The sequence below is a fragment of the Miltoncostaea marina genome, assembly GCF_018141525.1.
GTDB lineage: Bacteria > Actinomycetota > Thermoleophilia > Miltoncostaeales > Miltoncostaeaceae > Miltoncostaea > Miltoncostaea marina.
Genome location: NZ_CP064655.1, coordinates 3,214,005 through 3,240,473 on the forward strand (window position 1 = coordinate 3,214,005; position 26,469 = coordinate 3,240,473).

General features: G+C 75.1%; 28 protein-coding genes and 1 tRNA gene. 21 read left to right on the forward strand and 8 right to left on the reverse strand.

From position 1 onward, the window contains the following. Positions 1–54 precede the first annotated feature (54 nt). From hemB to ITJ85_RS16300, 16 genes are all read left to right on the forward strand, one after another. Entirely contained in the window at positions 55–1,065 is a 1,011-nt protein-coding gene (gene hemB, locus ITJ85_RS16225) for a porphobilinogen synthase (RefSeq protein ID WP_217915975.1), read from the forward strand. Next, positions 1,062–2,159, forward strand: coding sequence for a siroheme decarboxylase subunit beta (ahbB, locus tag ITJ85_RS16230; RefSeq protein ID WP_217914149.1), 1,098 nt, complete (start codon positions 1,062–1,064; stop codon positions 2,157–2,159). Before hemB ends, ahbB begins: the two co-directional genes overlap by 4 nt. Beyond that, positions 2,108–3,421 carry a glutamate-1-semialdehyde 2,1-aminomutase gene (gene hemL, locus ITJ85_RS16235; RefSeq protein ID WP_281412208.1) on the forward strand — a complete coding sequence of 438 codons (1,314 nt, stop codon included), beginning with the start codon at positions 2,108–2,110 and terminating at the stop codon, positions 3,419–3,421. Before ahbB ends, hemL begins: the two co-directional genes overlap by 52 nt. After that, complete coding sequence (locus tag ITJ85_RS16240) at positions 3,418–3,936, forward strand: hypothetical protein (RefSeq protein WP_217914151.1); 519 nt, start codon at positions 3,418–3,420, stop codon at positions 3,934–3,936. Before hemL ends, ITJ85_RS16240 begins: the two co-directional genes overlap by 4 nt. Beyond that, positions 3,933–5,402 (forward strand): menaquinone biosynthesis decarboxylase, encoded by a 1,470-nt coding sequence (locus ITJ85_RS16245; protein WP_217914152.1) that lies wholly within the window; start codon positions 3,933–3,935, stop codon positions 5,400–5,402. The genes ITJ85_RS16240 and ITJ85_RS16245 overlap by 4 nt, the downstream gene beginning before the upstream one ends. 77 nt (positions 5,403–5,479) lie before the next feature. Beyond that, positions 5,480–6,187 carry a QcrA and Rieske domain-containing protein gene (locus ITJ85_RS16250; RefSeq protein WP_217914153.1) on the forward strand — a complete coding sequence of 236 codons (708 nt, stop codon included), beginning with the start codon at positions 5,480–5,482 and terminating at the stop codon, positions 6,185–6,187. 9 nt (positions 6,188–6,196) lie between these two features. Further along, entirely contained in the window at positions 6,197–7,042 is an 846-nt protein-coding gene (locus ITJ85_RS16255; RefSeq protein ID WP_217914154.1) for a cytochrome b, read from the forward strand. After that, a complete protein-coding gene (locus tag ITJ85_RS16260; protein WP_217914155.1) occupies positions 7,039–7,785 on the forward strand; it encodes a c-type cytochrome in 747 nt (248 codons plus the stop codon). The genes ITJ85_RS16255 and ITJ85_RS16260 overlap by 4 nt, the downstream gene beginning before the upstream one ends. A gap of 82 nt (positions 7,786–7,867) precedes the next feature. Then, positions 7,868–8,509 (forward strand): UbiX family flavin prenyltransferase, encoded by a 642-nt coding sequence (locus tag ITJ85_RS16265; protein WP_246496420.1) that lies wholly within the window; start codon positions 7,868–7,870, stop codon positions 8,507–8,509. Continuing rightward, positions 8,506–9,216 (forward strand): bifunctional demethylmenaquinone methyltransferase/2-methoxy-6-polyprenyl-1,4-benzoquinol methylase UbiE, encoded by a 711-nt coding sequence (gene ubiE, locus ITJ85_RS16270; RefSeq protein ID WP_343232961.1) that lies wholly within the window; start codon positions 8,506–8,508, stop codon positions 9,214–9,216. Before ITJ85_RS16265 ends, ubiE begins: the two co-directional genes overlap by 4 nt. After that, the gene (locus ITJ85_RS16275) at positions 9,213–10,196 is read left to right on the forward strand and encodes a polyprenyl synthetase family protein (RefSeq protein ID WP_217914158.1); all 984 of its coding nucleotides are present in this window, start codon (positions 9,213–9,215) and stop codon (positions 10,194–10,196) included. The genes ubiE and ITJ85_RS16275 overlap by 4 nt, the downstream gene beginning before the upstream one ends. A 17-nt stretch (positions 10,197–10,213) precedes the next feature. After that, the gene (locus ITJ85_RS16280; RefSeq protein WP_217914159.1) at positions 10,214–10,762 is read left to right on the forward strand and encodes a hypothetical protein; all 549 of its coding nucleotides are present in this window, start codon (positions 10,214–10,216) and stop codon (positions 10,760–10,762) included. Then, positions 10,759–11,559: a menaquinone biosynthetic enzyme MqnA/MqnD family protein gene (locus tag ITJ85_RS16285; protein WP_217914160.1), complete on the forward strand. Its 801-nt coding sequence runs from the start codon at positions 10,759–10,761 to the stop codon at positions 11,557–11,559. Before ITJ85_RS16280 ends, ITJ85_RS16285 begins: the two co-directional genes overlap by 4 nt. Positions 11,560–11,569: 10 nt before the next feature. Then, the gene (gene mqnC, locus ITJ85_RS16290; RefSeq protein WP_217914161.1) at positions 11,570–12,661 is read left to right on the forward strand and encodes a cyclic dehypoxanthinyl futalosine synthase; all 1,092 of its coding nucleotides are present in this window, start codon (positions 11,570–11,572) and stop codon (positions 12,659–12,661) included. Then, the gene (locus ITJ85_RS16295; RefSeq protein ID WP_217914162.1) at positions 12,661–12,984 is read left to right on the forward strand and encodes a rhodanese-like domain-containing protein; all 324 of its coding nucleotides are present in this window, start codon (positions 12,661–12,663) and stop codon (positions 12,982–12,984) included. Before mqnC ends, ITJ85_RS16295 begins: the two co-directional genes overlap by 1 nt. 5 nt (positions 12,985–12,989) lie before the next feature. After that, positions 12,990–13,643, forward strand: coding sequence for a hypothetical protein (locus tag ITJ85_RS16300; RefSeq protein ID WP_217914163.1), 654 nt, complete (start codon positions 12,990–12,992; stop codon positions 13,641–13,643). Here ITJ85_RS16300 and ITJ85_RS16305 read toward each other — a convergent pair. Continuing rightward, positions 13,640–14,140, reverse strand: a complete 501-nt coding sequence (locus tag ITJ85_RS16305; protein ID WP_217914164.1) for a hypothetical protein — start codon at positions 14,138–14,140, stop codon at positions 13,640–13,642. The genes ITJ85_RS16300 and ITJ85_RS16305 overlap by 4 nt on opposite strands. Positions 14,141–14,265: 125 nt before the next feature. Beyond that, positions 14,266–15,159: a lipoyl synthase gene (gene lipA / locus ITJ85_RS16310; RefSeq protein ID WP_343233034.1), complete on the reverse strand. Its 894-nt coding sequence runs from the start codon at positions 15,157–15,159 to the stop codon at positions 14,266–14,268. Positions 15,160–15,377: 218 nt separating this feature from the next. On the opposite strand from lipA, the gene dcd reads away from it, so the two are divergent. Next, on the forward strand, positions 15,378–15,944 hold the full coding sequence (dcd, locus tag ITJ85_RS16315; protein WP_217914166.1) for a dCTP deaminase: 567 nt from the start codon (positions 15,378–15,380) through the stop codon (positions 15,942–15,944). On the opposite strand, the gene ITJ85_RS16320 is transcribed toward dcd, so the two are convergent. Continuing rightward, on the reverse strand, positions 15,908–16,348 hold the full coding sequence (locus tag ITJ85_RS16320) for a hypothetical protein (RefSeq protein ID WP_217914167.1): 441 nt from the start codon (positions 16,346–16,348) through the stop codon (positions 15,908–15,910). The genes dcd and ITJ85_RS16320 overlap by 37 nt on opposite strands. 62 nt (positions 16,349–16,410) lie before the next feature. On the opposite strand from ITJ85_RS16320, the gene tatA reads away from it, so the two are divergent. The 4 genes from tatA to ITJ85_RS16340 all read left to right on the forward strand — a co-directional run bounded on the left by tatA (position 16,411) and on the right by ITJ85_RS16340 (position 18,625). Continuing rightward, positions 16,411–16,614, forward strand: a complete 204-nt coding sequence (gene tatA, locus ITJ85_RS16325; RefSeq protein WP_217914168.1) for a twin-arginine translocase TatA/TatE family subunit — start codon at positions 16,411–16,413, stop codon at positions 16,612–16,614. Between the two features lie 73 nt (positions 16,615–16,687). Beyond that, complete coding sequence (locus tag ITJ85_RS16330; RefSeq protein WP_217914169.1) at positions 16,688–17,941, forward strand: amidohydrolase family protein; 1,254 nt, start codon at positions 16,688–16,690, stop codon at positions 17,939–17,941. Positions 17,942–17,953: 12 nt separating this feature from the next. Further along, positions 17,954–18,505 carry a tetratricopeptide repeat protein gene (locus ITJ85_RS16335; protein WP_217914170.1) on the forward strand — a complete coding sequence of 184 codons (552 nt, stop codon included), beginning with the start codon at positions 17,954–17,956 and terminating at the stop codon, positions 18,503–18,505. Between the two features lie 47 nt (positions 18,506–18,552). Beyond that, a tRNA-Lys gene (locus ITJ85_RS16340) sits at positions 18,553–18,625 on the forward strand. Positions 18,626–18,683: 58 nt separating this feature from the next. On the opposite strand, the gene ITJ85_RS16345 is transcribed toward ITJ85_RS16340, so the two are convergent. Genes ITJ85_RS16345 through ITJ85_RS16365 form a run of 5 tightly spaced genes read right to left on the reverse strand, consistent with a single transcriptional unit; the run spans position 18,684 to position 26,436 of the window. Continuing rightward, entirely contained in the window at positions 18,684–19,892 is a 1,209-nt protein-coding gene (locus ITJ85_RS16345; RefSeq protein ID WP_217914171.1) for an MFS transporter, read from the reverse strand. Between the two features lie 10 nt (positions 19,893–19,902). Continuing rightward, positions 19,903–20,619, reverse strand: a complete 717-nt coding sequence (gene narI / locus ITJ85_RS16350; RefSeq protein WP_343233035.1) for a respiratory nitrate reductase subunit gamma — start codon at positions 20,617–20,619, stop codon at positions 19,903–19,905. 5 nt (positions 20,620–20,624) lie between these two features. Beyond that, positions 20,625–21,266 (reverse strand): nitrate reductase molybdenum cofactor assembly chaperone, encoded by a 642-nt coding sequence (gene narJ / locus ITJ85_RS16355; protein ID WP_217914173.1) that lies wholly within the window; start codon positions 21,264–21,266, stop codon positions 20,625–20,627. After that, a complete protein-coding gene (gene narH / locus ITJ85_RS16360) occupies positions 21,263–22,789 on the reverse strand; it encodes a nitrate reductase subunit beta (RefSeq protein WP_217914174.1) in 1,527 nt (508 codons plus the stop codon). Before narH ends, narJ begins: the two co-directional genes overlap by 4 nt. Continuing rightward, the gene (locus tag ITJ85_RS16365) at positions 22,789–26,436 is read right to left on the reverse strand and encodes a nitrate reductase subunit alpha (RefSeq protein ID WP_425517091.1); all 3,648 of its coding nucleotides are present in this window, start codon (positions 26,434–26,436) and stop codon (positions 22,789–22,791) included. The genes narH and ITJ85_RS16365 overlap by 1 nt, the downstream gene beginning before the upstream one ends. Positions 26,437–26,469: the final 33 nt, after the last annotated feature.

Here is a 26,469-nt window from a genome sequence, read left to right on the forward strand (position 1 = left end):
GGGGCAGTCTGGCAGCGGCCCGCGCGCCTGTGCAGGGGTAGACTCCCACGGGTGATGGAGGGCACCCGGATCGAGGCGCGCGCCGCCTTCCCGCAGCTGCGCATGCGCCGGCTGCGCGCCGGCGCGACCATGCGCCGCATGGTGCGCGAGACGCGCCTCTCGGCCGATCAGCTCGTGCTGCCGCTGTTCGCGATCGAGGGCCGCGGCGCGCGCGTGCCGATCGACGCGCTGCCCGGCCAGGCGCGCATGTCGCCCGACCTGATCGCCGCCACCGCCCGGCGCGCGTACGCCGCGGGCGTGCCCGCGATCCTGCTGTTCGGCGTCACCTACCGGAAGGACGCCGCCGGGTCGGCCGCCTACGAGGCGGACGGCGTGGTGCAGACCGCCGTCGCGGCCGTGAAGGACGCCGTGCCGGAGATGGTCGTGATGACCGACGTCTGCCTCTGCGGCTACACCGACCACGGCCACTGCGGCGTGCTCGTGGACGGCGAGGTGCACAACGACGCCAGCCTCGAGCTGCTCGCCCGCACCGCCGTGAGCCACGCCGAGGCGGGCGCCGACGTGGTGGCCCCCAGCGACATGATGGACGGGCGCGTCGGCGCGATCCGCGCGGCGCTCGACGCGGAGGGCCACGAGGGCGCCGCGATCCTCGCCTACTCCGCCAAGTACGCCTCGGCGTTCTACGGGCCGTTCCGCGAGGCGGCCGGCTCCGCCCCGGGGCACGGGGACCGCCGGGGGTACCAGATGGACCCGGCCAACGGCCGGGAGGCCCTGCGCGAGACGCTGCTCGACGTGGCCGAGGGCGCGGACATGGTCATGGTGAAGCCCGCCGCCGCCTACCTGGACGTGATCGCCGGCGTGCGCGCCGCGACGGACCTGCCCGTCGTCGCCTACCACGTGAGCGGCGAGTACTCGATGCTGAAGGCGGCCGCCGAGCGCGGCTGGCTCGACGAGCGCCTGGCCGCGACGGAGGTGCTCACCGGCATCGCCCGCGCCGGCGCCGACCTGCTCATCACCTACTACGCCGAGGACGCCGCTCGGTGGCTGAGGGAAGAGGTGGCATGACCACGACCGCGACGGGCCCACGGGTCCACCACAAGCCGGACGAGGCCGACCGCGAGCTGCTCAACCAGCTCCAGGCCGGGCTCGCCTTCGTCCGCGAGCCCTTCGCCGAGGTCGGGTCGCGCATCGGCATGGACGAGGAGGAGGTGCTGCGGCGCCTCACCCGCCTCAAGGAGGCGAGCATCGTCCGCCAGCTCTCGGCGATCTTCGACACGCGCGCGCTGGGGTACCGCAGCAGCCTCGTGGCGGCCCGCTACCCGGCGGACAGGCTGTTCGAGGGCGCCGACATCGTGGGCGGCCACCCCGGCGTGAGCCACAACTACCGGCGCACCCACGCCTTCAACCTCTGGTACACGCTCGCCGTCGACCCCGAGTCGCGCATCGGCCTCGAGGAGACCATGGAGCGGCTGCACGCCGCGTCGGGCGCCGAGTCGACCCGCCTGCTGCCGACGCTGAAGCTCTACAAGATCAACGTGCAGCTCGACATGACCGGCAGCCGCCCCACCGACGCGAAGGAGGAGGCCCCCAAGCCGGCCCCCAGGCGCGGGGACGGGGTGCTGCCGACGGACGAGGACAAGCGCCTCATCCTGCTGCTGCAGCGCGACCTGCCGGTGGTGTCGCGCCCCTTCGACGACTGGGCCGAGGAGGCGGGCATGGCGCCGCAGGCGCTGCTCGACGCCTGCCAGGTGTTCGTCGACCGGGCGTACATGCGCCGCTTCGCGGCCGTGCTCAACCACCGCAAGGCCGGCTTCGGCGCCAACGGCATGGCCGTCTGGAAGGTGCCCGAGGACCAGCTCGAGGAGATCGGCCCGCGCATGGCCGCCTTCAAGGCCGTGTCGCACTGCTACAAGCGGCCGACCTACCCGGACTGGCCCTACAGCATCTTCACGATGGTCCACGCGCGCTCGAAGGAGGCCTGCGAGGAGGCCATCGCGGCGATCGCCGAGGACACGGGCATCACCGACCCCGACCGGCGCGCGGTGCTCTACTCGACGTACGAGTTCAAGAAGATCCGGCTGCTCTACTTCACCCCGGACTACCGCGAGTGGGAGGACCGGGCCCTGGCCGGGCAGCCCCTGCCGCGCTGGAAGCACTGAGCGCGCCCGCGGGAACGCGCAGCGCGGAGCTGTTCGCGCGCGCGAACGAGGTGCTGGTGGGCGGCGTCAACTCGCCGGTGCGGGCGATGCGCTCGATCGGCCGCGACCCGGTCTTCATCCAGTGCGCGGCCGGCCCCTACGTCTGGGACGTCGACGGCACCCGCTACGTCGACTACCTGTCGACCTGGGGCCCGGCGATCCTGGGCCACGCGCCCGACGCGGTCGTGCGCGCGGTGGAGCGCGCGCTGCCGCTCGGCACGTCGTTCGGCGCGCCCACCGAGCGCGAGGTGCGCTTCGCCGAGGCCGTCTGCGAGGCGGTCCCCTCGGTCGAGCGGCTGCGCATGACCTCGTCCGGCAGCGAGGCGGTGATGGGCGCGCTGCGCCTGGCCCGGGCGGCGACCGGCCGCGACGTGATCGTGAAGGTGGCGGGCGGCTACCACGGCGCGGTCGACGGCCTGCTCGCCGAGGCGGGCAGCGGCCTGACCACGCTCGGCGTCCCGTCGAGCCCGGGCGTGACCGCGGCCGCGACCGCGGCGACGCGGATCGTGCCCTACAACGACGCCGCGGCGGCGGCCGCGGCGCTCGACGGCGCGGCGGCGATGATCGTGGAGCCGGTCGCGGGCAACATGGGCGTCGTGCCGCCCGCCGACGGCTACCTGCGGGCGCTGCGCGAGGCGTGCGACCGGGCGGGGGCGCTGCTGATCCTCGACGAGGTGATCACGGGCTTCCGCGTCGCCCGCGGCGGGGCCCAGGAGCGCTACGGGGTGCGCGCCGACATCACCTGCTTCGGCAAGATCATCGGCGGCGGCCTGCCGGTCGGCGCCTTCGGCGGCCGCGCCGACGTGATGCGCGAGCTCGCCCCCGAGGGCCCCTGCTACCAGGCGGGGACGCTGTCGGGCAACCCGCTCGCCACCGCCGCCGGGCTCGCCGTGCTCGGCGAGCTGGCCGCCGACGGCGTCTACGAGCGGCTCGAGGCGGGCGGCGCGGCGCTGGAGGAGGCCATCGTCGCGAGCGGCGCGCCCGTGACGATCAACCGGGTCGGCTCGATGCTGACCCCGTTCTTCGCCGACGGCCCGGTGCGCGACTACGCGAGCGCGACCGCCGCCGACACCGACCGCTACGCCCGGTTCGCGCGCGTGCTGCTGGCCGAGGGCGTCTACCCGCCCCCGTCGCAGTTCGAGGCCTGGTTCACCGGGCTGACGCACGGCGAGGAGGAGCTGCGCCACACCCGCGAGGCGCTCGCCCGGGCGGCCGAGGCGTGAGGGCCGTGCTCGCGGGCGAGCCCGGCTTCGCCGCCGAGCTGGTCTGGCCGGCCGCCGAGCCGCTGCTCGCGCCGCTCGTCTCGCCGCCGCTGTCGGCCGACGAGGCCGAGGGCCTGGACCTGATCCTCGAGGGGTTCCTGCTGCACCACGGCCGGCCGCGCCACCTGGCGCCATCCGAGCCGGGGCGCGAGGTGCTGGCCGGGGACTACTGCTACGCGACCGGCCTCGTGCGCATCGCGGCCGCCGGCGACCTGTTCGTGGTCGAGGCCCTCGCCGACCTGATCGCGCTCGGGGCGGGCCTGGTGGCGGCCGGCGAGCGGGAGGGGCTCGAGCCGCTGTGGCGCGCCACGACGCTCGCGATCGCGCGCCGGCGCGGCCCGGCCGAGGCCGAGACGGCGCACCGCTTCCTGGAGGCGCAGGGCGCGCTGCGGTCGGCCGGCGACGCCGGGCCGCTGGCCGCGCTCGCCGCCGGGCTGCCGCCCACCCCCCCGCTGGCCGAGGCCCTCGCGGCGTGAAGGACCTCCGCGAATGGATCCGGGCGCTGGAGCGGGCCGGCGAGCTGGTGCGGATCGGCGCGCCGGTCGACCCCCGCCTGGAGATCACCGAGATCACCGACCGCGTCTCGAAGGCCGGCGGCCCCGCGCTGCTGTTCGAGCACCCGCTCGGCAGCCGCATGCCGGTGCTGATCAACCAGTTCGGCAGCGACCGGCGCATGTGCATGGCGCTCGGCGCGGACAGCCTCGACGCCGTGGGCGGGCGCATCGAGAACCTGCTCGACCTGCAGCCCCCGCAGGGCGTCATCGCGAAGATGCGGACGCTCGGCAAGCTGCGCGAGCTGGCCGCGACCCCGGCGAAGGTCGTGCGCGAGGGGCCGTGCCAGGAGGTGTGGGTCGATGACCCGGACCTCGACCTGCTGCCGATCCTGACCTGCTGGCCCGGCGACGGCGGGCCGTTCGTGACCCTGCCCCTGGTCTTCAGCCGCGACCCGGTGACCGGGGCGCGCAACTGCGGCATGTACCGCATCCAGAAGGTCGACCGGCGCACGGCGATGATGCACTGGCAGATCCACAAGGACGGCGCGGCCCACCTGCGCGACTCGCAGGGCCGCGTCCCGGTGGCGGTCGCGATCGGCACGCACCCGGCCACGACCTACTCCGCCACCGCGCCGCTGCCGCCCGGCATCGACGAGATGATGTTCGCGGGCTTCCTGCGCCGGCGCGGCGTGGAGATGGTGCGCTGCCGCACGGTCGACCTCGAGGTGCCGGCCGAGTCCGAGATCGTGCTCGAGGGCTACGTCGACGCGACCGACCTGCGCCCGGAGGGGCCGTTCGGCGACCACACCGGCTTCTACACGCCGCAGGACGACTACCCGACCTTCCACCTGACCGGCATGTCGATGCGCCGCGACGCGATCTACGCCACCACGATCGTCGGCGTGCCGCCGATGGAGGACTACTTCCTCGGCAAGGCCACGGAGCGCATCTTCCTGCCGCTCATCCGCACCTCGGCGCCGGACATCATCGACATGAACCTGCCGCTCGAGGGCGTCTTCCACAACTGCGCGATCGTCTCCGTGCGCAAGCGCTACCCGGGGCACGCCAAGAAGCTCATGAACACGGTCTGGGGCCTCGGGCTGCTGTCGCTGAGCCGCTGCGTGATCGTGGTCGACCACGACGTCGACGTGCAGGACGTCTCGGCCGTGGCCTTCCAGGCCTTCTCGAACGTCGACCCGGCGCGCGACGCCATGATCGTGGAGGGCCCGGTCGACGCGCTCGATCACGCGGCCCCCTACTTCGCCTACGGCTCGAAGATCGGCTTCGACGCCACCCGCAAGTGGGAGGGCGAGGGGGTCGTGCGCCCCTGGCCGGACGCGATCCGGATGAGCGATGATGTGCGCGCCCTCGTCGATCGGCGCTGGGCCGAGTACGGCATCGCGTCGCCCGCGGACAAAGGGACGTCCGGCCCCGGCCCGCGTCGTTGAATCTACCCCTCCCGTCGGGTTGAATCCCCGGGCGTGCCGGGGCTCCGGCCGCTGAACTGACGGCGCAGGAGGGCGGCTTGGCAGACAACAACGAGGGCGAGCGCGGCGTGACCCGCGGCGGCCAGTACAGCGGGCCCGTCGCCCAGGAGTCGGCTCCCGTCAGCGACCCCCACGACGACCCCGCCTACGTCACGCGGACGAAGTTCCTGTCGGGGGTCGCGCTCGTGACGGGCGGCGTGATGACGGCGGCGATCCTGGTCCCGGTCATCGGCTTCGCGGCCGCCGACTCGGTGCAGGAGGAGGAGTGGCGCTGGGTCGATGTCGGCCCGCTGTCGGACTTCCCCGACGGCGAGGTGACCTCGATCGCCGTCTCCGGCCCGAACCCCGAGTCGGACCGCCGCGCGTTCCTCCGGCACCGCGACGGCGCGATCATGGCGATCTGGAACCGGTGCGCCCACCTGGGCTGCCCGGTGTCCTACTCGGCCGGTGGCGACGTGTACTCGTGCCCCTGCCACGGCGGCGCGTACGACTCGCTCGGCCGCGTCACGTCCGGGCCGCCCCCGCGGCCGCTGGACCGCTTCGACATCAAGATCGCCACGCCCGACGGCAAGGACGTCGCGCGTCAGGAGGACGTCAAGGTCGGCGTCCGCACCGACGGCGCCTCGCCGGACGACCGCGTGCTGATCGGCCGGCCCTTCTCCATCGACGAGGACCAGAACCCGTACCGGATCCACGGTCCCGGCGAGGAGGTCGACGGCGTGCTCTCGAACCTCTACCCCTTCTAGGACGGTCTCGTGGCGACGACTGACATCGGACCCAAGAACCCCGTCGTGAAGGTCGGCGAGGCGGCGATCGACTACGTCGACCGCCGCTCGGGCGCCACGACCGGCTTCAAGTGGTTCCTCTTCCGCAACATCCCGGCCGAGACGAGCTGGTTCCAGACGCTCGGCTTCACGGCCATGGCGCTCTTCGGCCTGCAGGCCGTCACCGGGGTGATCCTGGCGATGTACTACAAGCCGGACCCGAACAGCGCCTACCAGAGCATCGACCACATCACGAACGAGGTCACCTGGGGCTGGCTCGTGCGCGGCATGCACAAGTGGGGCGCCAGCGCGATGATCGTGGTGGTCTTCCTGCACCTGGGCCGCGTCTTCTTCTTCGGCTCGTACAAGTACCCGCGCGAGCTGACCTGGGTGACCGGGGCCCTGCTGCTCATCCTGACGATGTTCATGGGCCTGACCGGCTACCTGCTCGTGTGGGACCAGAAGGCCTACTGGGCGACGGTGGTCGCCGTGAACATCACCGCCAGCGCCCCGATCCTCGGCCCGTACGTCGCCGACATCCTGCGCGCCGGCCCGGAGTTCGGACCGGACACCCTGTCCAGGTTCTACTCCATCCACATGCTCGTGATACCGGGGGCGATGGCGCTCTTCATCGGGCTCCACCTGTACCTGATCACCAAGCTCGGCATCGGTGAGCCCCCGCACAGCAAGCGGCGCATGGCCGTCGAGCGGGCCGAGGACGAGGCCCGCCGCGCGGCCGAACGCGAGCGGCTGCCGTACGGCCGCCGGCCCGTGCCGCCGTCCGTCCCGTCCCCCGCCCGAACCACGCCGCCGGCCCAGGCGGAGGAGCGCGCATGAACCGCGGTCAGCAGGAGTACTACAAGCGCGACTACGCGCTGGCCAAGGCGGAGGGGAAGCCGTTCTTCCCCTACGCGATCTACAAGGACCTGCTGATCGCGACGCTGGCCATCGGCCTCGTCATCACGTTCGCGATCTGGCACCGGGTCGAGATGGGCGAGCCGGTCAACCCGGCGAGCACCGACTTCGTCCCGCGCCCGGAGTGGTACTTCTTCTTCCTCTTCGAGCTCCTGAAGATCTTCAAGGGCCAGAACGCGCTCATGCCGGTGATCATGGCGACGTTCATCATCCCGAACATCCTCATGGCGCTCCTGATCCTGACGCCGTTCATCGACCGGAACCCCGAGCGCCGCATCCAGCGGCGGCCGATCGCGCTGCTCTCGGGCATCGCGGTGATCGTGTTCCTCGCCTACATGACGATCCTCGGCGGCGAGTCGCCGGAGAGCCTCGGCGGCGAGGGCCTGCCGCTGTCCGGCCTGGAGGCCGACGCGGACGCGCAGGCGGGCGCGCAGCTCTTCCTCGCCAACGGCTGTACGAGCTGCCACGCCGTCGGCGGGGTGGGCGCCTCGGGACCGGGGCCGGCCCTCGACAACGAGGGCTCGAGGGGCAACGACGCGGCGTTCTACGAGGGGTTTCTGAAGGACCCGCCCGGCAACGTCATGCCCAGCTTCACGACGTTCACGCCGGAGCAGTACCAGCAGCTCGGCGTCTTCCTCTCCGGCCTGGGGACGAAGTACAAGTAGCGGTCCATCGAGGGGCCGGGGGTCATGCCCCCGGCCCCTCGCGCGTCCGGGCCCCCCACGCACCGCTACCATCGGTGGCGTGATGCGCGTCTTCCTCGGGGTCACCGGCGCGAGCGGGGCCCTCTACGCCGGGCACGCGCTCCGCGCCCTCACCGGCGCCGGCTGCGACGTCGGCCTGTGCGTCAGCGGCGCCGGGGCCCACGTGATCAGCCACGAGATCCTCGAGGCCGGCACGCGGCCGCCCGACGACCCGGCGCTCGTGGTCGAGACCTTCGTGCGCCGCTTCGCCGGCGGGCCCGGCTCGGTCACCGTGCTCGGGCTCAACGACCTCACCGCGCCGTTCGCCTCTGGCTCCTCGCTGGCGCCGGCGGCGCTCATCGCCCCGTGCTCCGGGTCGACGATGGCCGCGATCGCCCACGGGACCGCCCGCAACCTCATCCACCGCTGCGCCGACGTGATGCTCAAGGAGCGCCGCCGGCTGGTGCTGATGCCGCGCGAGACCCCGTTGAGCCTGATCCACCTCGAGAACATGGCGGCGCTGACCCGCGCCGGCGCGGTCGTGATGCCGGCGATGCCGGGCTTCTACACCCTCCCCCGCCGCGTGGAGGACCTCGTCGACTTCATGGTCGCCAAGGCGCTCGACCACCTCGGCGTGCCCAACCACCTCATCGCCCGCTGGGGCGAGGCCGCCGCCGCCCCGCCGGCGCCCGGGGCCGCCCTGTGAGCGACGCCGCGCCGGGCCGGCTCCCGGCGGCGGAGGTGCGGGAGATGTTCGACCGCATCGCGCCGCGCTACGACCTGCTCAACCGGGCGATGACCGCCGGCCTCGACGGGCGCTGGCGCGCGGCGGCCGCCGCCGCGGCCGACCTGGCGGCCGGCGACCGGGCGCTGGACGTCTGCACCGGCACCGGCGACCTCGCCCTGGAGCTGGCCGTGCGGGTGACCCCCTCGGGCGCGGTGACCGGCGTCGACTTCGCCGAGGAGATGCTCGCCCGGGCGCGCCGCAAGGGGGCCGAGCGGGGCGTCGCGGCCGACTTCCTCGCCGCCGACGCGCTCGACCTGCCGTTCGCCGACGACGCCTTCGACGCCGCCACGGTCGCGTTCGGCATCCGCAACGTGGCCGACCTCGACCGCGGCCTGGCCGAGATGGCGCGCGTCGTGCGCCCCGGGGGGCGGGTGGTCGTGCTCGAGATCACCACCCCGGCCCGGCTGCGCCCGTTCTACGACCTCTGGTTCGACCGGGTGGTCCCGCGGCTCGGCCGGGTGCTCGGCCGCGACGCCGCCGCCTACTCCTACCTGCCGGCCTCGGTGCGCCGCTTCCCCGAGCCGCGCGAGCTGGCCGCGCGCATGGCCGCTGCCGGCCTGCGCGACCTGCGCTGGCGGCGCTTCGCCGGCGGCATCGTGGCCCTGCACCACGGGCGGGTCGCGTGACGTCGGTCACCTCGCTGCCGCCCCGGGCGATGTCGATGACCCCGCTGCTGGCGCTGTGCGAGCAGCGCCTGGCGGCGGCGGTGTCGGGCCACGCCGAGCAGGTCGTGGGGCCGGCCGCCGCCACGCTCGCCGCGGGCGGCAAGCGGGTGCGGCCCCTGCTGGTCTTCTGTGCCGCGCCGCGCGCCGCCCTGGCCGACCCGGCCGCCGGGCGCCACCTGCTGTCGGCCGCCGCCGCGGTGGAGCTCGTGCACATGGCGACCCTCGTGCACGACGACCTGCTGGACGGCGCCACGATGCGCCGCGGCCGGCCGACGGTGGCCGAGTCGCACGGCGCCGAGCGCGCGGTGTGCACCGGCGACTACCTCTTCGCGCGCGCCTTCGGCGAGCTCACCCGCACCGGCTCCGCCCGGGCGGTGGGCGCGCTCGCGGCCGCGGCGCTCGACATCTCCCAGGGCGAGCTCGACCAGCAGCGGGCGGCCTTCGACCTCTCCCTCACCGAGGAGGCCTACCTCGCCCGGTGCCGCCGCAAGACGGCGGCGCTGTTCTCGGTGGCGTGCCGGCTCGGCGCGATGGTCGGCGGCGCCGGCCGCGAGGCCGAGGAGCGCCTGGCGGCGTTCGGCGAGAACGTGGGCATGGCCTTCCAGATCTTCGACGACATCCTCGACCTGGCCGGCGCCCCCGAGGCGACCGGCAAGCGGCGGGGCACCGACCTCTGCGACGGCACCGTGACGCTGCCGGTGATCCTCGCGATGCGCCTGGAGCCGTCGCTGCGCGAGGACGTGGCCGGCGCCTGCCAGGGGCCGGGCCTGGAGGCGCTGTGCGACCGCCTCGCCGCGCACCCGGGCCTCGCGGGCGCGCGGCGACGGGCGCTGGGCTTCGTGGCGACCGCCCGCGCGGCGATCGAGGACGGGCTGGTCGACGGCGCCACGACCGACGCCCTGCTCGAGATCGCCGACGGCGTGGTGGACCGGTACTCGTGACCCGGAGGGGGAGCGACGTGGTGACGCAGGACGAGCTCGCGCGCCTGCTGCGCGCCCGCGACCCGCTCGCCGCCGCGCGGGCCGCCGGCGGCGGCGCGGGCGCCGTGTCGGTGCTGCGCGGCGCGCCGGGCGACGGCGTGCTGGCCGACGGCGACGAGGAGCGGCCGCTCGACGAGCACCGCGCCGCCCACGCCGCGGGCCGCCCGAGCGAGGCCGCCGTGGCCTACGGCGCGGGCCACCCGCCCGAGGCGGTCGCCGCCCGGATCGCGGCCCTCGCCGCGCTCGCGCGCGAGACGGGCCTGCTGCGGGCCGTCTGCCCCGTCCCGGCCGATGGCACCCCCGAGCGCCCCGGATCCTGGGGGGTCGAGGACCTGACGGTCGTCGCCGCGTGCCGGCTCGCGATGCCCGACGAGGTGGCGGTGCGGCCGCACTGGCGCCGCCTGGGGCCCGCCGCCTGCCAGATCGCGGTGGCCTTCGGCGCCTCCCAGTGGGCGGTGCCCGACGACGACCGGACCGACGTCGAGCGCCTGGCGCGCGCGGTGGGCGCCGGGGTGGAGCCCGCGTGACGCCGCTGCGCGTGGGGCGGATCGCCGCCCTCAACATGTATCCGATCTACCACGGTCTCGAGCGCACCGCCGACCCGGCGCTGGCCTTCACCGACGGCGTCCCCACGACGCTCAACCGGGCGCTGCTCGATGGCCGGCTCGACGTGTCGGCCATGTCGAGCATCGCCTACGCGCGCAACGCCGACCGTCTGCGGCTGGTGCCGGTGGCCTCGATCACGGCCCACGGCGCGGTCGACTCCATCCAGCTCTTCTCGCGGGTGCCGTTCGACGAGGTCCGCACGGTGGCGGTGACGCCCCACTCGGCGACGTCCGTCGCCCTGCTGCGCGTGCTGCTCGGCCCGGCCGCCGCCCCGTTCGAGACCCTCGCCGAGCCGCCCGAGGCCGCGCTGCGCCGGGTGGACGGCGTGCTGCTGATCGGCGACGAGGCGCTCGAGGGGCTGCGCGCCCCGTTCGCGCCGCACCGCACCGACCTGGGGGCCGTGTGGCGCGAGCGCACCGGGCACCCCATGGTGTTCGCGGTCTGGGCCGCCAACGCGCGGGTGGCGCGCGAGCGCGAGGACGCCCTCGCCGACCTCGCCCGGCGCATCACCGCGGCCCGCCACGCCTACCTGGCCGACCCCGAGGCGGTCGTGGCGGCGGCCGCGCGCCGCTTCCCCTTCCCGGCCGACTTCATCCGCCCCTACCTGCGCCGCCTGCGCTACGAGTTCGGCGCCCGCGAGCGCGCCGGCCTGGCCGAGTTCCTGCGCCGGGCCAGCGAGGCCGGCCAGCTCGACGCCGTCCCGCGGCTGGCCGCGTAGAATCGGCCGCGTGAGCACCCTCGCCCCCTCACGCGTCGAGGAGATCCTCGCCGGCCTCGACGACGGCGGCCGGCTCTCCGACGAGGACGCCCTGACGCTGCTGGCCTCCCGCGACCTGGTGGCCGTGGGCGAGGCCGCCGCCCGGCGCCGCGACGCCACGACCGACCCGGGCGTGGTCACCTTCGTGGTCGACCGCAACGTCAACTACACGAACTTCTGCATCACCGACTGCGACTTCTGCGCCTTCTACCGGCGCCCCATGGACCCGGAGGGCTACGTCCTCCCCAAGTCGGTGATCTTCCGCAAGATCGAGGAGACGCTCGACCTGGGCGGCACCGCGCTGCTGCTGCAGGGCGGGCACCACCCCAACCTGCGGATCGAGTGGTACGAGGACCTGTTCGCCGACATCAAGTCGCGCTACCCGATCCACCTGCACGCCCTGTCGCCGTCGGAGATCCTCCACATCGCGACGGTCTCGAAGCTGACCCTCGACGAGACGATGGCGCGCCTACGGGCCGCGGGCCACGACTCGCTGCCCGGCGGCGGCGCCGAGATCCTCGTCGACCGGGTGCGCCAGGTGATCGCCCCGCGCAAGACGACCACCGACGAGTGGCTCGGCGTGATGCGCGCCGCGCACCGGGCCGGCATGTCGACGACCGCCACGATGATGTACGGCACGGTCGACACCCTCGAGGACCGGGTGGAGCACCTGCGCCGCCTGCGCGAGGTGCAGGACGAGGGCGGCGGCTTCCGCGCGTTCGTGTGCTGGAGCTACCAGTCGGGCGGCGGCAGCGCGCGGGGCGACGACCACGCCCACACGACGGCGGCCGACTACCTGATGACGCTGGCCGTCAGCCGCCTCTACCTCGACAACTTCCCCCACTTCCAGTCGTCCTGGGTCACCCAGGGCCTGCGCGTGGGCCAGCTCGCCCTCGAGTTCGGCTGCGACGACATGGGCTCGATCATGATCGAGGAGAACGTCGTGCGCGCCGCGGGGACGGCCTTCCGCCTGGACACCGAGCGGATGGTGCGGGCGATCGAGGCCACCGGGCGGCGCGCCGTGCAGCGCGACACCCTCTACCGGGCCGTCCGCACCTTCTGATGCCGGACCTGACCGTGCGGGAGGCGCATCGCCGCTGGAGCGCGGGCGAGCTCGCGATCGTCGACTGCCGCGAGGCGCCCGAGCACGAGGCGACCCGGGTCGAGGGGATCCCGCTGCTGCCGATGAGCGAGCTGCTCGCGCGCGTCGACGAGCTCCCCACCGACCGGCCGCTCGCCGTGCTGTGCCGCAGCGGCGCGCGCAGCGCCCAGGTGGCCGACTACCTCACCGCGGCGGGCGGCCACGGCGAGGTGGCGAACGTGGAGGGCGGCATCATCGCCTGGGCCGCCGAGGGCCTGCCCTACGAGGGGGAGCCGCCCCGCTGAGCGCGGTGCTGCTCGCCGTCGCGGCGCTCACGGCGGTCGCCGCGGGCCTCACCGGGACGTGGTCGCCGTGCGGCCTGTCGATGGTCGACAGCCTGGCCGACGAGCCGCGCCGCGCCCGGGCGGCGCTCGCCCGGCTGGCCTTCGCGGCCGGCGCGCTGACGGGCGGGGCCGTCACCTTCGGCGGCCTGGCGCTGGCCGGCGCGGCCCTGCGCGGCGAGGACGCGGCCCTCGCCGCGGCCGCGGGCGTCGCCGCCCTGGCGGCCGTCGTCGAGGCGGCGGGCGTGGGCGTTGTGCCGCGCATCCGCCGCCAGGTGCCCGAGCACTGGCGGCGCACGATGCCGCTCGCGGTCGCGGCCGCCCTCTACGGCGGGCTGCTGGGCCTGGGGTTCACCACCTTCGTGATGACCTGGGCGGTGTGGGCGCTCGCCGCCGTCTGCCTGCTGCTCGGCTCGCCGCTCGCCGGCCTCGTGGTGGGGATGGCCTTCGGCGCCGGCCGGGCGGCCCCGGTGGCGCTCATGTCCGCGCGCCGCGACGGGCTCGGCGGCGAGGTCATGGCGCGCATGATCGCCGGCCCGCGGCTGCTGCGGCGGGCCCGGCGGATCGATGCGCTGCTGCTCGCGGCCCTCGCGCTGGCGGCCGCGGCGGGGGCGGCGCTCTAGAAGTCCATGGGGATGATGCGGTCCGCGTTGATCGCGTCGATCAGGCGCTCGACGTCGGCCTCCATGTTCGAGCGCGCGAAGGTGCGCAGCGTGATCAGGAGGTCCTCCGTGCCGTCGTTCAGCACGTCGTCGAACACCTCGACCTCGTCCTGGCCGTACTCGCCGGCGTGCCGCCACTCGCAGTTGGGGCAGCGCCGCTCGATGTGCCAGGCGTCGCCGTCCCGCTCCTCCCAGCTGACCGGGTAGACCAGGTCGCTGTCGCAGGACGGGCAGACGTGCAGGTCGACCGGCGCGCCCGCGTCCCGCAGGGGGTCGCCGGCCTCGATCGCGGGCAAGTGGTCGTGCTCGTGGGCGTCGAGCGGGTCGTCCCCGGCCGCGGGGCCGGCCGTCGTGACGGCGTCCCGGGCGGCCGCCTCGGCGCCCTCCTCCGCGAAGTAGACGATCTCGATGCTCTTCCCACCGGGAAGGTCGATGCGCTTCGTGCGATAGCCCTTCATGGCCTCTCTCGCCCCTCTCCCACCGACGCGCGGAAACGGTCCGTCCGTGGCCGCCCCCGCTCGGGTTGCAGTGCCCCCGGTATCGGCCCGCGGTGGACCGACTTGAGGACGCGGCGAGCCGTGCGTCAGGCGGGGCTGAGCGCGGCCTCGGCCACGCGGTCCGCCTCGAACGAGGAGCGGACGAGGGGGCCCGCCTCGACGTGCGCCAGGCCCAGGTCGCGGCCCAGCTCGGCGAGGGCCGGGTACTCGGACGGCGCGTAGAAGCGCTCCACCGGCAGGTGCGCGGCGGAGGGGCGCAGGTACTGGCCGATCGTGACCGGGCCGCACCCCACGGAGGCGAGGTCGCCGAGCACCCGGGCGATCTCGCCGAGGCGCTCGCCGAGGCCCACCATGATGCCGCTCTTGGTGACCAGGCCGGCGGCCGCCGAGCGGGCCAGCAGCTCGAGGGTGCGCTCGTAGCGCGCCCCCGGGCGCACGCGCGAGTAGAGCCGGGGCACCGTCTCGGTGTTGTGGTTCAGCACGTCGGGCGCGGCCTCGATGATGGTCTCGAGCGCGTCCCAGTCGCCGCGCAGGTCGGGGATCAGCACCTCGACCTTCGCCTCGGGCACCCGCTCGCGGAGCGCCGCGATGGTCGCGGCGAAGTGCGCCGCGCCGCCGTCGGGCTGGTCGTCGCGCGCGACGGCGGTGACGACCACGAAGCGCAGCCCCATCGCCGCGGCCGCCTCGGCCACCCGCGCCGGCTCGCCCGGGTCGGGCGGGCCCGCCGGGCGGGCGGTCGCCACGTTGCAGAAGCGGCATCCGCGGGTGCAGTTGGCGCCGGCGATCATGAAGGTGGCGGTGCCGCGCGACCAGCAGCGGCCGATGTTGGGGCAGGCCGCCTCCTCGCACACCGTCACCAGCTCGGAGGAGCGCATGAGCGCCTTCGTGCCGACGAACCCGCCCGAGAGCGGGTTCTTGTCGACCACCCAGCGCGGCAGGCGGCGGCGGTCGCAGAGCTGCGCGAGCTCGGCGGGCGCCACGTCGACCAGGCGGAGGCCGTCGAGCGGCCCGTCGCCGATCAGCTCGCCGCCCAGCAGGACGTCCGGGACGTGGCCCGCCGCGCGGGCCGCCGCGACCTCGTCCGGGGTCGGCCCGCCGGGGACGTCCTCCACCCGGAACCCGCGCTCGCCGATCACCGCCCTACCGTAGCGGACCGGCGGGGCGCCCGGCCGCCGCCCGACCGGTACGCTGGGGGCCGATGGTCCTCTCCGATCGCACCATCCGCGAGGAGCTCGCGAGCGGCCGGCTCGTGATCGAGCCGTGGGACGAGTCGCTGCTCCAGCCGTCCTCGGTCGACGTGCGCATCGCGGGCACGTTCCGCGTGTTCCACAACAACCGGCGGCCGTACATCGACGTGCGCGAGCCCACCGACGACCTCACCGAGGTCGTGGAGATCCCGCCCGGCGAGCCGTTCATCCTGCACCCCGGCGAGTTCGTGCTGGGCTCCACCGAGGAGCGCGTGGCGCTGCCCGACGACCTCGTCGCCCGCCTGGAGGGCAAGTCGAGCCTCGGCCGGCTGGGGCTGCTGATCCACTCCACCGCCGGCTACATCGACCCGGGCTTCGACGGCACCATCACCCTCGAGCTGTCGAACGTCGCGCGCCTGCCGATCTCCATCCACCCCGGCATGCCGATCGGGCAGATCTCCTTCCTGCAGATGACCACCCCGGTCGACGCGCCCTACCGGGGCAAGTACCAGGGGCAGCGCGGGCCGACGGCCAGCGCCTATCACCGCAACTTCGGCCGGGGCGGCGAGCCGGGCTGACCCGGCGGGCGCAGCAGGCTGCGGGCGGCGAGCCCGCCCGCCAGCGCGAGCGCCAGCGCCCACAGCGCCGCGACCGCCCAGTCGCCCGCCGATCCCGGCACGAGCGCCGGCGCGTCCGGGCCGCCGAGCGCGTCGATGACGCGCGCGAGGGCGACGAACACCGCGTCCAGCAGGTAGGCCGCCGCCCAGGCGCCGGCCGCGTGGGCCGCGCGGCGCCCCGGCGCGCGCATGCCGGCCAGGAACCCCCCGAGGCCGAAGGCGAGCGCCGCGGCGGCCAGCCGCAGCGGCCAGTCGCGTCCCGCGCCGGCCATGAGCCCGATCGAGGCGACCAGGCCGCCCCAGGCGACCGCGATCGGCTCGATGCGGGCGGCGGGCGACGTCGGGTGCGGGGCCAGGGGCGCCACCGGGCCCATGCTACCCTGGCGGGTGAACGGCTCCCGCCTCGACGCCCCCAAGGAGGGCCGCCGTGGACTTCTCGCCCATCCAGCTGCTGATCGTCCTGGCGATCATCCTGCTCGTCTTCGGCGCCAAGCGCCTGCCGGAGATCGGCCGCAACCTCGGCTCCGGGGCCCGCGAGTTCAAGGACGGGATCACGGGCAGGTCCGACGACACCGCCGACGGCGAGGCCATCAGCGGGCCGCCCGAGCGGGAGGACGAGAAGGTCGGCTGACCCGGGGCGCGGCCGCGTCTGGCGGGCCGCCTGGGTCCTGCCCGTCGCCGGCGGGCCGCTGCGCGACGGCGCCGTGGCGGTGCGCGACGGCCTGATCGACGCCGTCGGCCCCGCGGACGCGGTGCGCGCGGCGCACCCGGACCTGCCGGTCGAGGACCTCGGCGACGCGATCCTCGCGCCGGGGCTCGTCGACGCGCACTGCCACCTGGAGTGGAGCCTCTTCGAGGGGCTCCTGCCGCCGGCCGACTTCGCCGCCTGGCTGGGGCGCTTCCTGCCGCTGCGCGGGCGGATGGGCGACGACGGCCACGCCGCCGCGGCGCGCCTGGGCGCGCTGCGCGCGCTCGAGGCGGGGTGCACCACGGTCTGCGACTCCGGGCCCACGGGCGCGGGGGCGGCGGCGGCGGCCGCGGCCGGCATGCGCGCGATCGTGCACCTGGAGGTGTTCGGGCGCGAGGCCGGCGCCGCGGCCCGGCGCGCCGCCGCGGCGGCGGCCGAGCGGGTCGCGGCGCTCGACGAGGCCGCCGGCCCGCGCGGGGCGGTGGGCGTCTCGCCGCACGCGCCGTACACGGTGGGCCCGGAGCTGTGGGCCGCCCTGGCCGCCGAGCCCGGCCTCGCCGGGCGCGGTTGGGCGACCCACCTGGCCGAGTCGGCCCACGAGGCGCCGGCCATCGCCGGCCGGGGCGGGCCCCTGGCCGGGCTGTTCGCCGCGGCCGGCCTCACCCCCGGCCGCTGGCCGGGCGACGACGGCGACGGCGCCGTGGCGCGCCTCGCCGGCGCCGGGGCGCTGCGGCCGGGGCTCGTGGCGGCGCACTGCGTGGAGCTCGGCCCCGGCGACCCCGGGCTGCTGGCGGCCGCCGGGGTCGCCGTGGCCCACTGCCCCCGCTCGAACGCCCACCTGCGCTGCCGCGTCGCGCCGCTGCGCGCGCTGCGCGCCGCCGGTGCGGTCGTGGCCCTCGGCACGGACAGCCCGGCGAGCGGCGGGGACTACGACCCGCGCGCGGAGGCCCGCGCCTGCCGGGCGGCCCACGCCGGCACCCCCGCCGAGCCGGACGACGCGGACCTGCTGCGGATGATCACCCTCGACGCCGCGCGCGCCGTCGGCGCCGACGCGTCCGTCGGCAGCCTCGAGCCCGGCAAGCGGGCCGACCTGCTCGCCGTCGGCCCCGCCGGCGAGGGCGACCCGGTGGCGGCCGTCCTCGACGCCCGGGCCGCCGTGCGGCTGGTGGCGATCGACGGCGAGCCGGCGGTGCGCGACGGCCGCGCGACCGGCCTCGACGGCGCCGCGATCCGCGCTCGCGCCGCCGAGGCGCGCGCCCGGCTCTGCTAGCGTCAGCGCCCAGTGCTCCTCGACCAGAAGCGCACGAAGCGCACCGTCCAGATCGTCGCGATCATCACCTCGATCGCGTTCGCCGGGGTCATCTTCGTGGTCCTGGGCCTGATCCTGTTCGGCGGGGGCGAGACCCCGGAGGACGTCGCCGTCGCCGACGCCAAGGAGCGGGTCGAGGCCAGCCCCCGCGAGGCCGACGAGTGGGCCGGCCTCGCCTCGGCGTACCTCGGCGCCGAGCGGTACGACGAGGCCGTCGACGCGGCCGAGCGGGCCGTGCAGCTGGCCCCGAAGGACATCCGCGTGGTGCAGACGCTCGTGACCGTGCAGACCGAGGCCGGCCGCGAGGACGAGGCGATCGCGACGCTCCAGGACTTCACCCGCCGCAACCCGCGCAACGCCGAGGCGTTCCTCCAGCTCGGCCAGATGGCGCAGAGCGCCGGGCGCACGCAGCTCGCGCGGCTCTCGTTCCAGACCTTCCTGCGGCTGGCGCCGGACCACTCGCTCGCGGAGTCCGTCCGCGACGCGCTGGACGGATTGGCGGCCGGCGGCGGGGCGCGACCCTAGACCCGCGTCCAGCCGCGACGGGCACCCGGCCTTGCTAGTGTCCTTCCGGGCCGTTAGCTCAGCTGGCAGAGCAGGGGACTCTTAATCCCAAGGTCGTAGGTTCGATCCCTACACGGCCCACTCCACGAGGGCCCGCCGCACGGCGGGCCCTCGTCGTCTCCGGGCGAGGGCGGCGGGCTCAGGCCGCCGCGGCGCCGTGGGCGCGGGCGCGCACCCCTCCGCCGCGCGCCATGAGCCGCAGCACGACCAGCGCGGCCACGGCCGTGGCGGCCAGCAGCACGAAGCCGACGACGTAGTCGCCGGTCGCCGACTTGACGAACGCCATGACGAGCGGCGGGAAGAACCCGCCCAGGCCGCCGGCCGCGCCGACCACGCCCGTCACCACCCCGACCGCGTCGGGGAAGTCGTGCGCGACCAGCTTGAAGACGGCGCCGGTGCCCAGGCCGAAGGCGCCCGCGAGGGCGAGCGCGAGGATCGTGAGCGGCACCATCCGCTCGTGCAGCGGCGCCAGCAGCGCGGCCAGCACGGCGGTGGCGATGAACGAGACCCGCAGGATGGCGTCGGCCCCCACCCGGTCCGACAGCCACCCGCCGACGGGGCGGGCGATCACGGCGACGAGCGCGAAGCCGGCGGCGCGCGCCGCGGCGTCGGGCTTGTCGAGGTCGTAGACGCCGGTGAGCAGCTTCGGCAGGTAGGCGAACATCGCCACGAAGCCGCCGAAGACGAGGAAGTAGTAGAAGGTCGGCGCCCACGCGGCGGGGCGGTCGCGGAAGATCCTGAGCGGGCCGAGCACCCCGCCGGCCATCGGGGGGCGCTCCACGGGCGCGTCGCGGGCGAGCAGCCAGAACAGCACCGCCATCATCGCCACGAGCGCGATGGCCACGAGGAACGGCGCGGTGAGCCCCCACCGGTCCGCGATGCGCGGCGCCGTCAGCCCGGCCAGGACGGTGCCGCCCATGCCCATCCCGTAGACGCCGAGCGCGGCGCCCTGGCGCGCCCGCGGGTACCAGCGGCTGATGAAGGGGACGCCCACGGCGAAGGAGGCGCCCGCGAAGCCCAGGAAGAAGCCGAACGCGACGACGCTCACGAAGGAGTCGTGCCAGCGCGCCAGGGCGGCGAGCGGCAGGAGCGTGAACGCCATCAGCGCGGTGAAGACCGCCCGGCCGCCGGCGACGTCGGTCAGCATGCCCAGCGGGATGCGCATGAGCGAGCCCATCAGCACCGGCACGGCGACGACGACGGCCAGCTGCACCTCCGAGAGGCCGAGCGCGTCCTGGAGGTCCGGCCCCAGCGGGCCGAGCATGCTCCACGCGTAGAACGACACCGTGAAGGCGAGCGTCGAGAGGACCAGCGCCCTCCGGTCGCCCGCCGGCTCGAACGTCGACACGACCCCTCCCTCAGGCGGCCACGCGTCGCCGGGAGCGGAGGTCCTCCGCGGCCGCCGGCCGGCGCGAGCGGTACAGGATGTGGCTGCGGCCCAGGTAGCCCAGCGGGACGCTCCAGGCGTGCACCAGGCGGCTGAAGGGCCACAGGGCGTAGAGCAGGAAGGCGCCCGCCGCGTGCACCCGGTAGGCGAGCGGGGCCCCGGCGATCAGGTCGGCGTCGGGGTCGAGCGTGGCCAGCCCCCGGAACCAGGGCGCGACCGTCTCGCGGTACTCGTAGCCGCCGCCGAGCAGGTTCTCCCCCACCGTGGCGTACATGCCGCTGACGACGACCACGCCGAGCACCAGAGAGGTCAGGCGGTCGGTCCGGGTCGTCGTGGAGCGCACGCGCGCGTCGCCCTCGCGGCGGGCCACGAGCAGCACGAAGCCGGCCAGCAGCATCAGCCCCGACAGCGTGCCCGCCGTCACCGAGACGCCGTGGTAGAGGTCCTCGTCGACGCCGGCGGACGCGGTCCACGACGCCGGCACGAGGATGCCGAGGACGTGCCCGCCGATCACCGCGAGCAGGCCCACGTGGAAGAGGAGGATCGCCGGGCGCAGCCGGCGCCGCTCGAGCAGCTGGGTCGAGCGCGTCGTCCAGCCGAACTGGTCGTGGCGGTAGCGCCAGACGTGGCCGACGACGAAGACCGTGAGCGCCGCGTACGGCAGGACGATCCACAGCAGCAGGTCGATCCGGCTCATCGCGCCCCTCCGGGGACCGCGCCGCCGCACGGACGCAGCGGCTCGGGCATGACCTCTGGCGGCGCGAACGGCTCCAGGCCGACCGCCTCGCCGGGCGGCCCCTCGCGCGCCAGCCGCCGCAGCTCGGCGAGGTCGGTCTCCGTCGGCGGGGGCAGCAGCAGGCAGAGCGCGCCCAGCAGCCCGGCCCAGGGGCTCTCGGCGCGCTCGAGCGCCAGCCGGATGAGCTCCACCAGCGGCCGGACGTCGGCCAGCAGCTCGCCGCCCGCCCCCGGCTCGAGCGCCGCGAACTCGAGGACGACCGGCAGGTGGTCCGGCAGCTCGGGCCCCTGCAGCTCCAGCCCCGCGGCGTCGTAGCGGCGCCGCAGGGCGAGCAGGGCCAGGCCGCGCTGACGCCGGTCGCCGTGCGTGTAGTAGGTAAGGTCGAGGCCGGTGCGGCGCGAGAGGTCGAACGTCTCGACGTAGCGGCGCCGCAGCGCGTCGGCCGGCTCGGCGGCCCACCAGTCGAGGAAGGCCGTGAGCGCATCGCGCGCCGGCGAGGCCGGCAGCGCGCGCGCCGCGCGGGCGAGGTCGTCGCGGGCCGCCGCCAGCTCGTCGCCGGGGTACCGCAGCGCCGCGGAGATGAGCGCGAGCGGGTTCACGACGCGCCCTCCGCGGCCGGGTGGAACGCCGCGGCCCCATCCCCGGCGCGCGCGGCGGGCCCGCAGCCGCCGGGCCCGCCGGCGAACTCCAGCCCGCACGCGCCCTGCTGGGCCGTCAGTGCCCCGGCCAGCTCGGCGTGGGCGCTCGGGATGACGAAGCGCTCCTCGTACTTCGCCAGGGCGAGCAGCCGGTACATGTCCTCCATGTCGCCGACCGACATTCCGACCGAGGCCGCGAGCGACGCGTCCCCCTCGCCGCCCAGCGACAGCTCGCGCATGTAGCGCCGCATGGCGGCCAGCTGCCTGAGCACGCGGCGGATCACCCGGTCGTCGCCCGCGGCGAGCAGGTTCGACAGGTACCGCACGGGGATGCGCAGGCGGTCGATGGCCGGGAAGACGTCGTCCGGGTCGGCCGTGCTGCCCTCGCCCTCGATCATCCCCATGACCGGCGACAGCGGCGGCACGTACCAGACCATCGGCAGGGTGCGGTACTCGGGGTGCAGCGGCAGCGCCACCCGGTGGCGCACCGCCAGCGCGTACACCGGCGAGCGCCGCGCGGCGTCGATCCAGTCGGCCGGGATGCCCTCGGCCTCGGCCGCGCGGACGACCTCGGGGTCCTGCGGGTCGAGGAAGACCGCCAGTTGGGCGTCGAGGAGGCCCGCCGGGTGCTCGACCGAGGCCGCCGCCTCCACCCGGTCGGCGTCGTAGAGGACCACGCCGATGTAGCGGATGCGCCCCACGCAGGTCTCGGCGCAGACGGTGGGCATGCCCGCCTCGACGCGCGGGTAGCAGAGCGTGCACTTCTCGGCCGTGCCGGTGCGCCAGTTGAAGTAGACCTTCTTGTAGGGGCAGTTCGAGACGCACATGCGCCAGCCCCGGCAGGCCTCCTGGTCGACCAGCACGATGCCGTCCTCGTCGCGCTTGTACATCGCGCCCGACGGGCACGAGGCGACGCAGCTCGGGTTGAGGCAGTGCTCGCAGATGCGCGGCAGGTACATCATGAAGACGCGCTCGTACTCCATCCGCACGGCGTCCTCGACGTCGCGCAGGTCGGGGTCGGCGGGCGCGTGCTCCGGGGCGCCGGCGAGGTCGTCCTCCCAGTTGGGCCCCCAGCTGATCGCCATCGGCTCGCCCGTCACGGCCGAGACCGGGCGGGCGACGGGCTGGTGCTCGGACGGGCCCGCGCCGGTCAGGGCGTCGTAGTCGAAGGTGAACGGCTCGTAGTAGTCGTCGAGCGACGGCAGGTCGGGGTTGAAGAAGATGTTGAACAGCCGCCGCGAGCGCGAGCCGCTGCGCAGCCGCAGGCGCCCGTCCGGGTCGCGCTCCCAGCCCCCCTTCCAGGCGTCCTGGTCCTCCCAGCGCCGGGGGTAGCCGACGCCGGGCTTGGTCTCGACGTCGTTGAACCACATGTACTCGGCGCCGTCGCGGTTGGTCCACACGTTCTTGCACGTGACGCTGCAGGTGTGGCAGCCGATGCACTTGTCGAGGTTCATGACCATCCCGACCTGGGCCCGGACGCGCATCAGTACTGGACCTCCGACTGGCGCCGGCGGATGACCGTGAGCTCGTCGCGCTGCGACCCGGTGGGCCCGTAGTAGTTGAAGCCCCACGAGAGCTGCGCGTAGCCGCCGATCATGTGGGTCGGCTTGATCTGGATCCTGGTGAGCGAGTTGTGGGTGCCGCCGCGCGTGCCGGACACCTCGGAGAGCGGCACGTTGATGTGCCGGTCCTGCGCGTGGTACATGACCGAGGTCCCCTCGGGGATGCGGTGCGAGACCACCGCCCGGCAGGCCACCACGCCGTTGCGGTTGTAGGCCTCGATCCAGTCGTTGTCGCGCACGCCGATCCTCCCGGCGTCGAGCGGGCTCAGCCAGATGACCGGGCCGCCGCGGAAGAGCGTCAGCATGTGCAGGTTGTCCTGGTAGGTCGAGTGGATCGACCACTTGGAGTGCGGCGTCAGGTAGCGCAGCGTCACCTCGGCCACGCCGTCGTCGATGCCCTGGTAGCCGAGGTGGCGGGCCAGGTTGAGCGGCGGCCGGTACGCCGGCAGGCCCTCGCCGTACTCGAGCATCCACGGGTGGTCGAGGTAGAAGTGCTGCCGCCCGGTGAGGGTGCGGAACGGCACCGAGCGCTCGATGTTGATCGTGAACGGCGAGTAGCGGCGCTCGCGGCTCTCCATGCCGGACCACTCCGCGGAGGCGATCACCTTGCGCGGCTGCACCTGGGTGTCCTCGTAGGTGATGCGCGTCTCGGCGTGCTCGGCGGCGAGGTCCGCGAGGGGGGTGCCGGTGCGCCGCTCGAGCGCGTGGAAGCCCTCGAGGGCGAGGCGCCCGTTGGTGGTGCCCGAGAGGGCGAGGATCGTCTCGCAGACCTGCTCCGCGCGCTCCATCCGCGGGCGCCCGCCGGCCGGTCCCCCCCGCGCGCGCCCGTGGCGCAGCGCGAGCTCGGCGACCTCCCGGTCGGGGGTCCAGCCGACCCCCTTCCAGGCGGTACCGGCGGTCTCGACCAGCGGCCCGAGCGCGGTCATGCGGGCATGCAGCGCGGGGTAGTCGCGCTCGACGGCGATCAGCCGCGGCATGGTGCGACCGGGCACCGGCTCGCACTCACCGTGCTTCCAGTCGCGCACCGGCGCGCCGATCTGGGCGAGCTCGTCGGGGCTGTCGTGGAGCAGCGGCGCCGCGACGAGGTCGGTGCGCACCCCCAGGTGGCGTTCGGCCAGCCGCGAGAACGACTCCGCCAGGCGCACGAAGATGTCCCAGTCGGTGCGGGTCTCCCAGGGCGGCCCGATGGCCGGCGAGAACGCGTGCACGAACGGGTGCAGGTCCGTGCTCGAGATGTCGTGCTTCTCGTACCAGGTGGCCGCCGGCAGCACGACGTCCGAGTGCAGGCACGAGCCGTTCATGCGGAAGTCGAGCGTGACGAGCAGGTCCAGCTTGGCCTCGGCCGCCTCCTCGCGCCACACGACCTCGCGCGGTCGCAGCGCGGGCGGGGACTCCCCGCCGCGCACCGCCGAGGTGGTCACCCCGAGCAGGTGCTTCAGGAAGTGCTCGTGCCCCTTGCTGGAGGAGCCGAACAGGTTCGAGCGCCACAGCGTCAGCACGCGGGGGAAGCTCTCGGGCGCGCCGGGGTCCTCGGCGGCGAAGCGCAGCCGGCCGGCGGCGAGCTCGCGCACGGCGTAGTCGGCCGGCGCGACGCCCTCGGCCTGCGCCTCGGCCGCGACGTCGAGCGGGTTGCGGTCGAAGCTCGGGTAGGCGGGCAGCCATCCCATGCGGGCGGCCTTCGCGTAGAGGTCGGCGACGTGGGCGCCGGCCAGCGCGCCGTCGCCGAGCGGCGAGGCGAGCTCGTCGGCCGCGAAGGCCTCGTAACGGTACTGCTCGGTGGCGAGGTACCAGAACGGGGTCGCGGCCTGGTGGCGCGGCGGGCGGCTCCAGTCGAGCGCGAAGGCGACCTGCGAGAAGCCGGTGATCGGCCGCACCTTCTCCTGGCCCACGTAGTGGGCCCAGCCGCCGCCGTTGACGCCCTGGCAGCCGCACAGCATGACCATGCCGAGCATCGCCCGGTAGATCAGGTCGGAGTGCAGCCAGTGGTTGGTGCCGGCGCCCATCACGATCATCGAACGGCCGCCGGTGCGCTCGGCGTTGCGGGCGAACTCGCGCGCGATGCGGGTGACCAGCCCGGCGTCGACGCCGGTGATCGACTCCTGCCAGGCCGGCGTGCAGGGCTCGGGGTCGTCGGGTCCGGCCGGCCAGTCGCCCGGCAGGCCATCGCGCGCCACGCCGAGCTGGGCCGCCAGCAGGTCGAAGACCGTCGTGACCAGGTGGCCGCCGACGCGCCGCACCGGCACCCCGCGGCGCATGACGCCGCCGCCCTCGGTCTCGCCGACGTCGAAGCGGGGCAGGTCCAGCGCCACCGACTCGCCGCTGCCCAGCATGGAGAGCGCCGGCCGAACGTCCTCCAGGTCGAGGTTCCAGCGCCCCGCGCCCTCGTCGCCCCAGCGGAAGCCGATCGAGCCGTTCGGCACGGCCGGGGCGCCGGCCGCCGCGTCCCACACGACCGTCTTGGCCTCGGCGTGCTCGCCCGCCTCGCCCAGGTCGGCGGCCGTCAGGAAGGCGCCCGCCACGTGCGCGTCGCCCCGCTCGCGCAGCCGCACCAGGAAGGGCAGGTCGGTGAAGCGGCGGACGTAGTCGGCGAAGTACGGCGTCTCGCGCTCGACGTGGAACTCGCGCAGGATGACGTGGGCCATCGCCAGGGCGAGCGCGCCGTCGGTCCCCGGCTGCGCCGCGAGCCAGTGGTCCGCGAACTTCGTGTGGTCCGAGTAGTCGGGCGACACCACGACCGTCTTCTGGCCCCGGTAGCGCGCCTCGGTCATGAAGTGCGCGTCGGGGGTCCGCGTCATGGGGATGTTCGAGCCCCACATCATCAGGTAGGTGGCGTTCCACCAGTCGGCCGACTCGGGCACGTCGGTCTGGTCGCCCCAGACCTGCGGCGAGGCGGGCGGCAGGTCGGCGTACCAGTCGTAGAAGCTGGTGAGCACGCCGCCCATGAGCGAGACGAAGCGGGCCCCCGCCGCGTAGGACGCCATCGACATGGCCGGGATCGGCGAGAAGCCCACGACCCGGTCCGGGCCCCAGCGGCGGATGGTGTGGACGTGGGCGGCCGCGACCATGTCCGCCACCTCGTCCCAGGAGGCGCGCACGAAGCCGCCCTTGCCGCGGCGCGAGGTGTAGGCGGCGCGCGCCTCCGGGTCGCCGACCACCGCCGCCCAGGCCTCGACGGGATCGCCGGTCCGTGCCAGGGCCGCGCGGTAGCGCTCCATCAGCGCGCCCCGCACGTACGGATGGCGGATGCGCAGCGGCGAGTAGACGTACCACGAGAACGACGCGCCCCTGGGGCAGCCGCGCGGCTCGTAGTCGGGAACGTCCGCGCCGTTGCCGGGGTAGTCGGTCTGCTGGGTCTCCCAGGTGACGATGCCCTGCTTGACGTGGACCTTCCACGAGCAGGAGCCGGTGCAGTTGACGCCGTGCGTCGACCGCACGATGCGGTCGTGCTGCCAGCGGTCGCGGTACGCCGACTCCCAGCCGCGGCCGCGGCGGCGATCGAGGCTGCTCCACCCGCCGTCCGGCCGGCTCGCAACGCGGCGGAAGAAGCGCGGGATGCCCGGCGTCACCATCGACCTCCGTGGGTGCGGTGCCCCTGCCGGTCC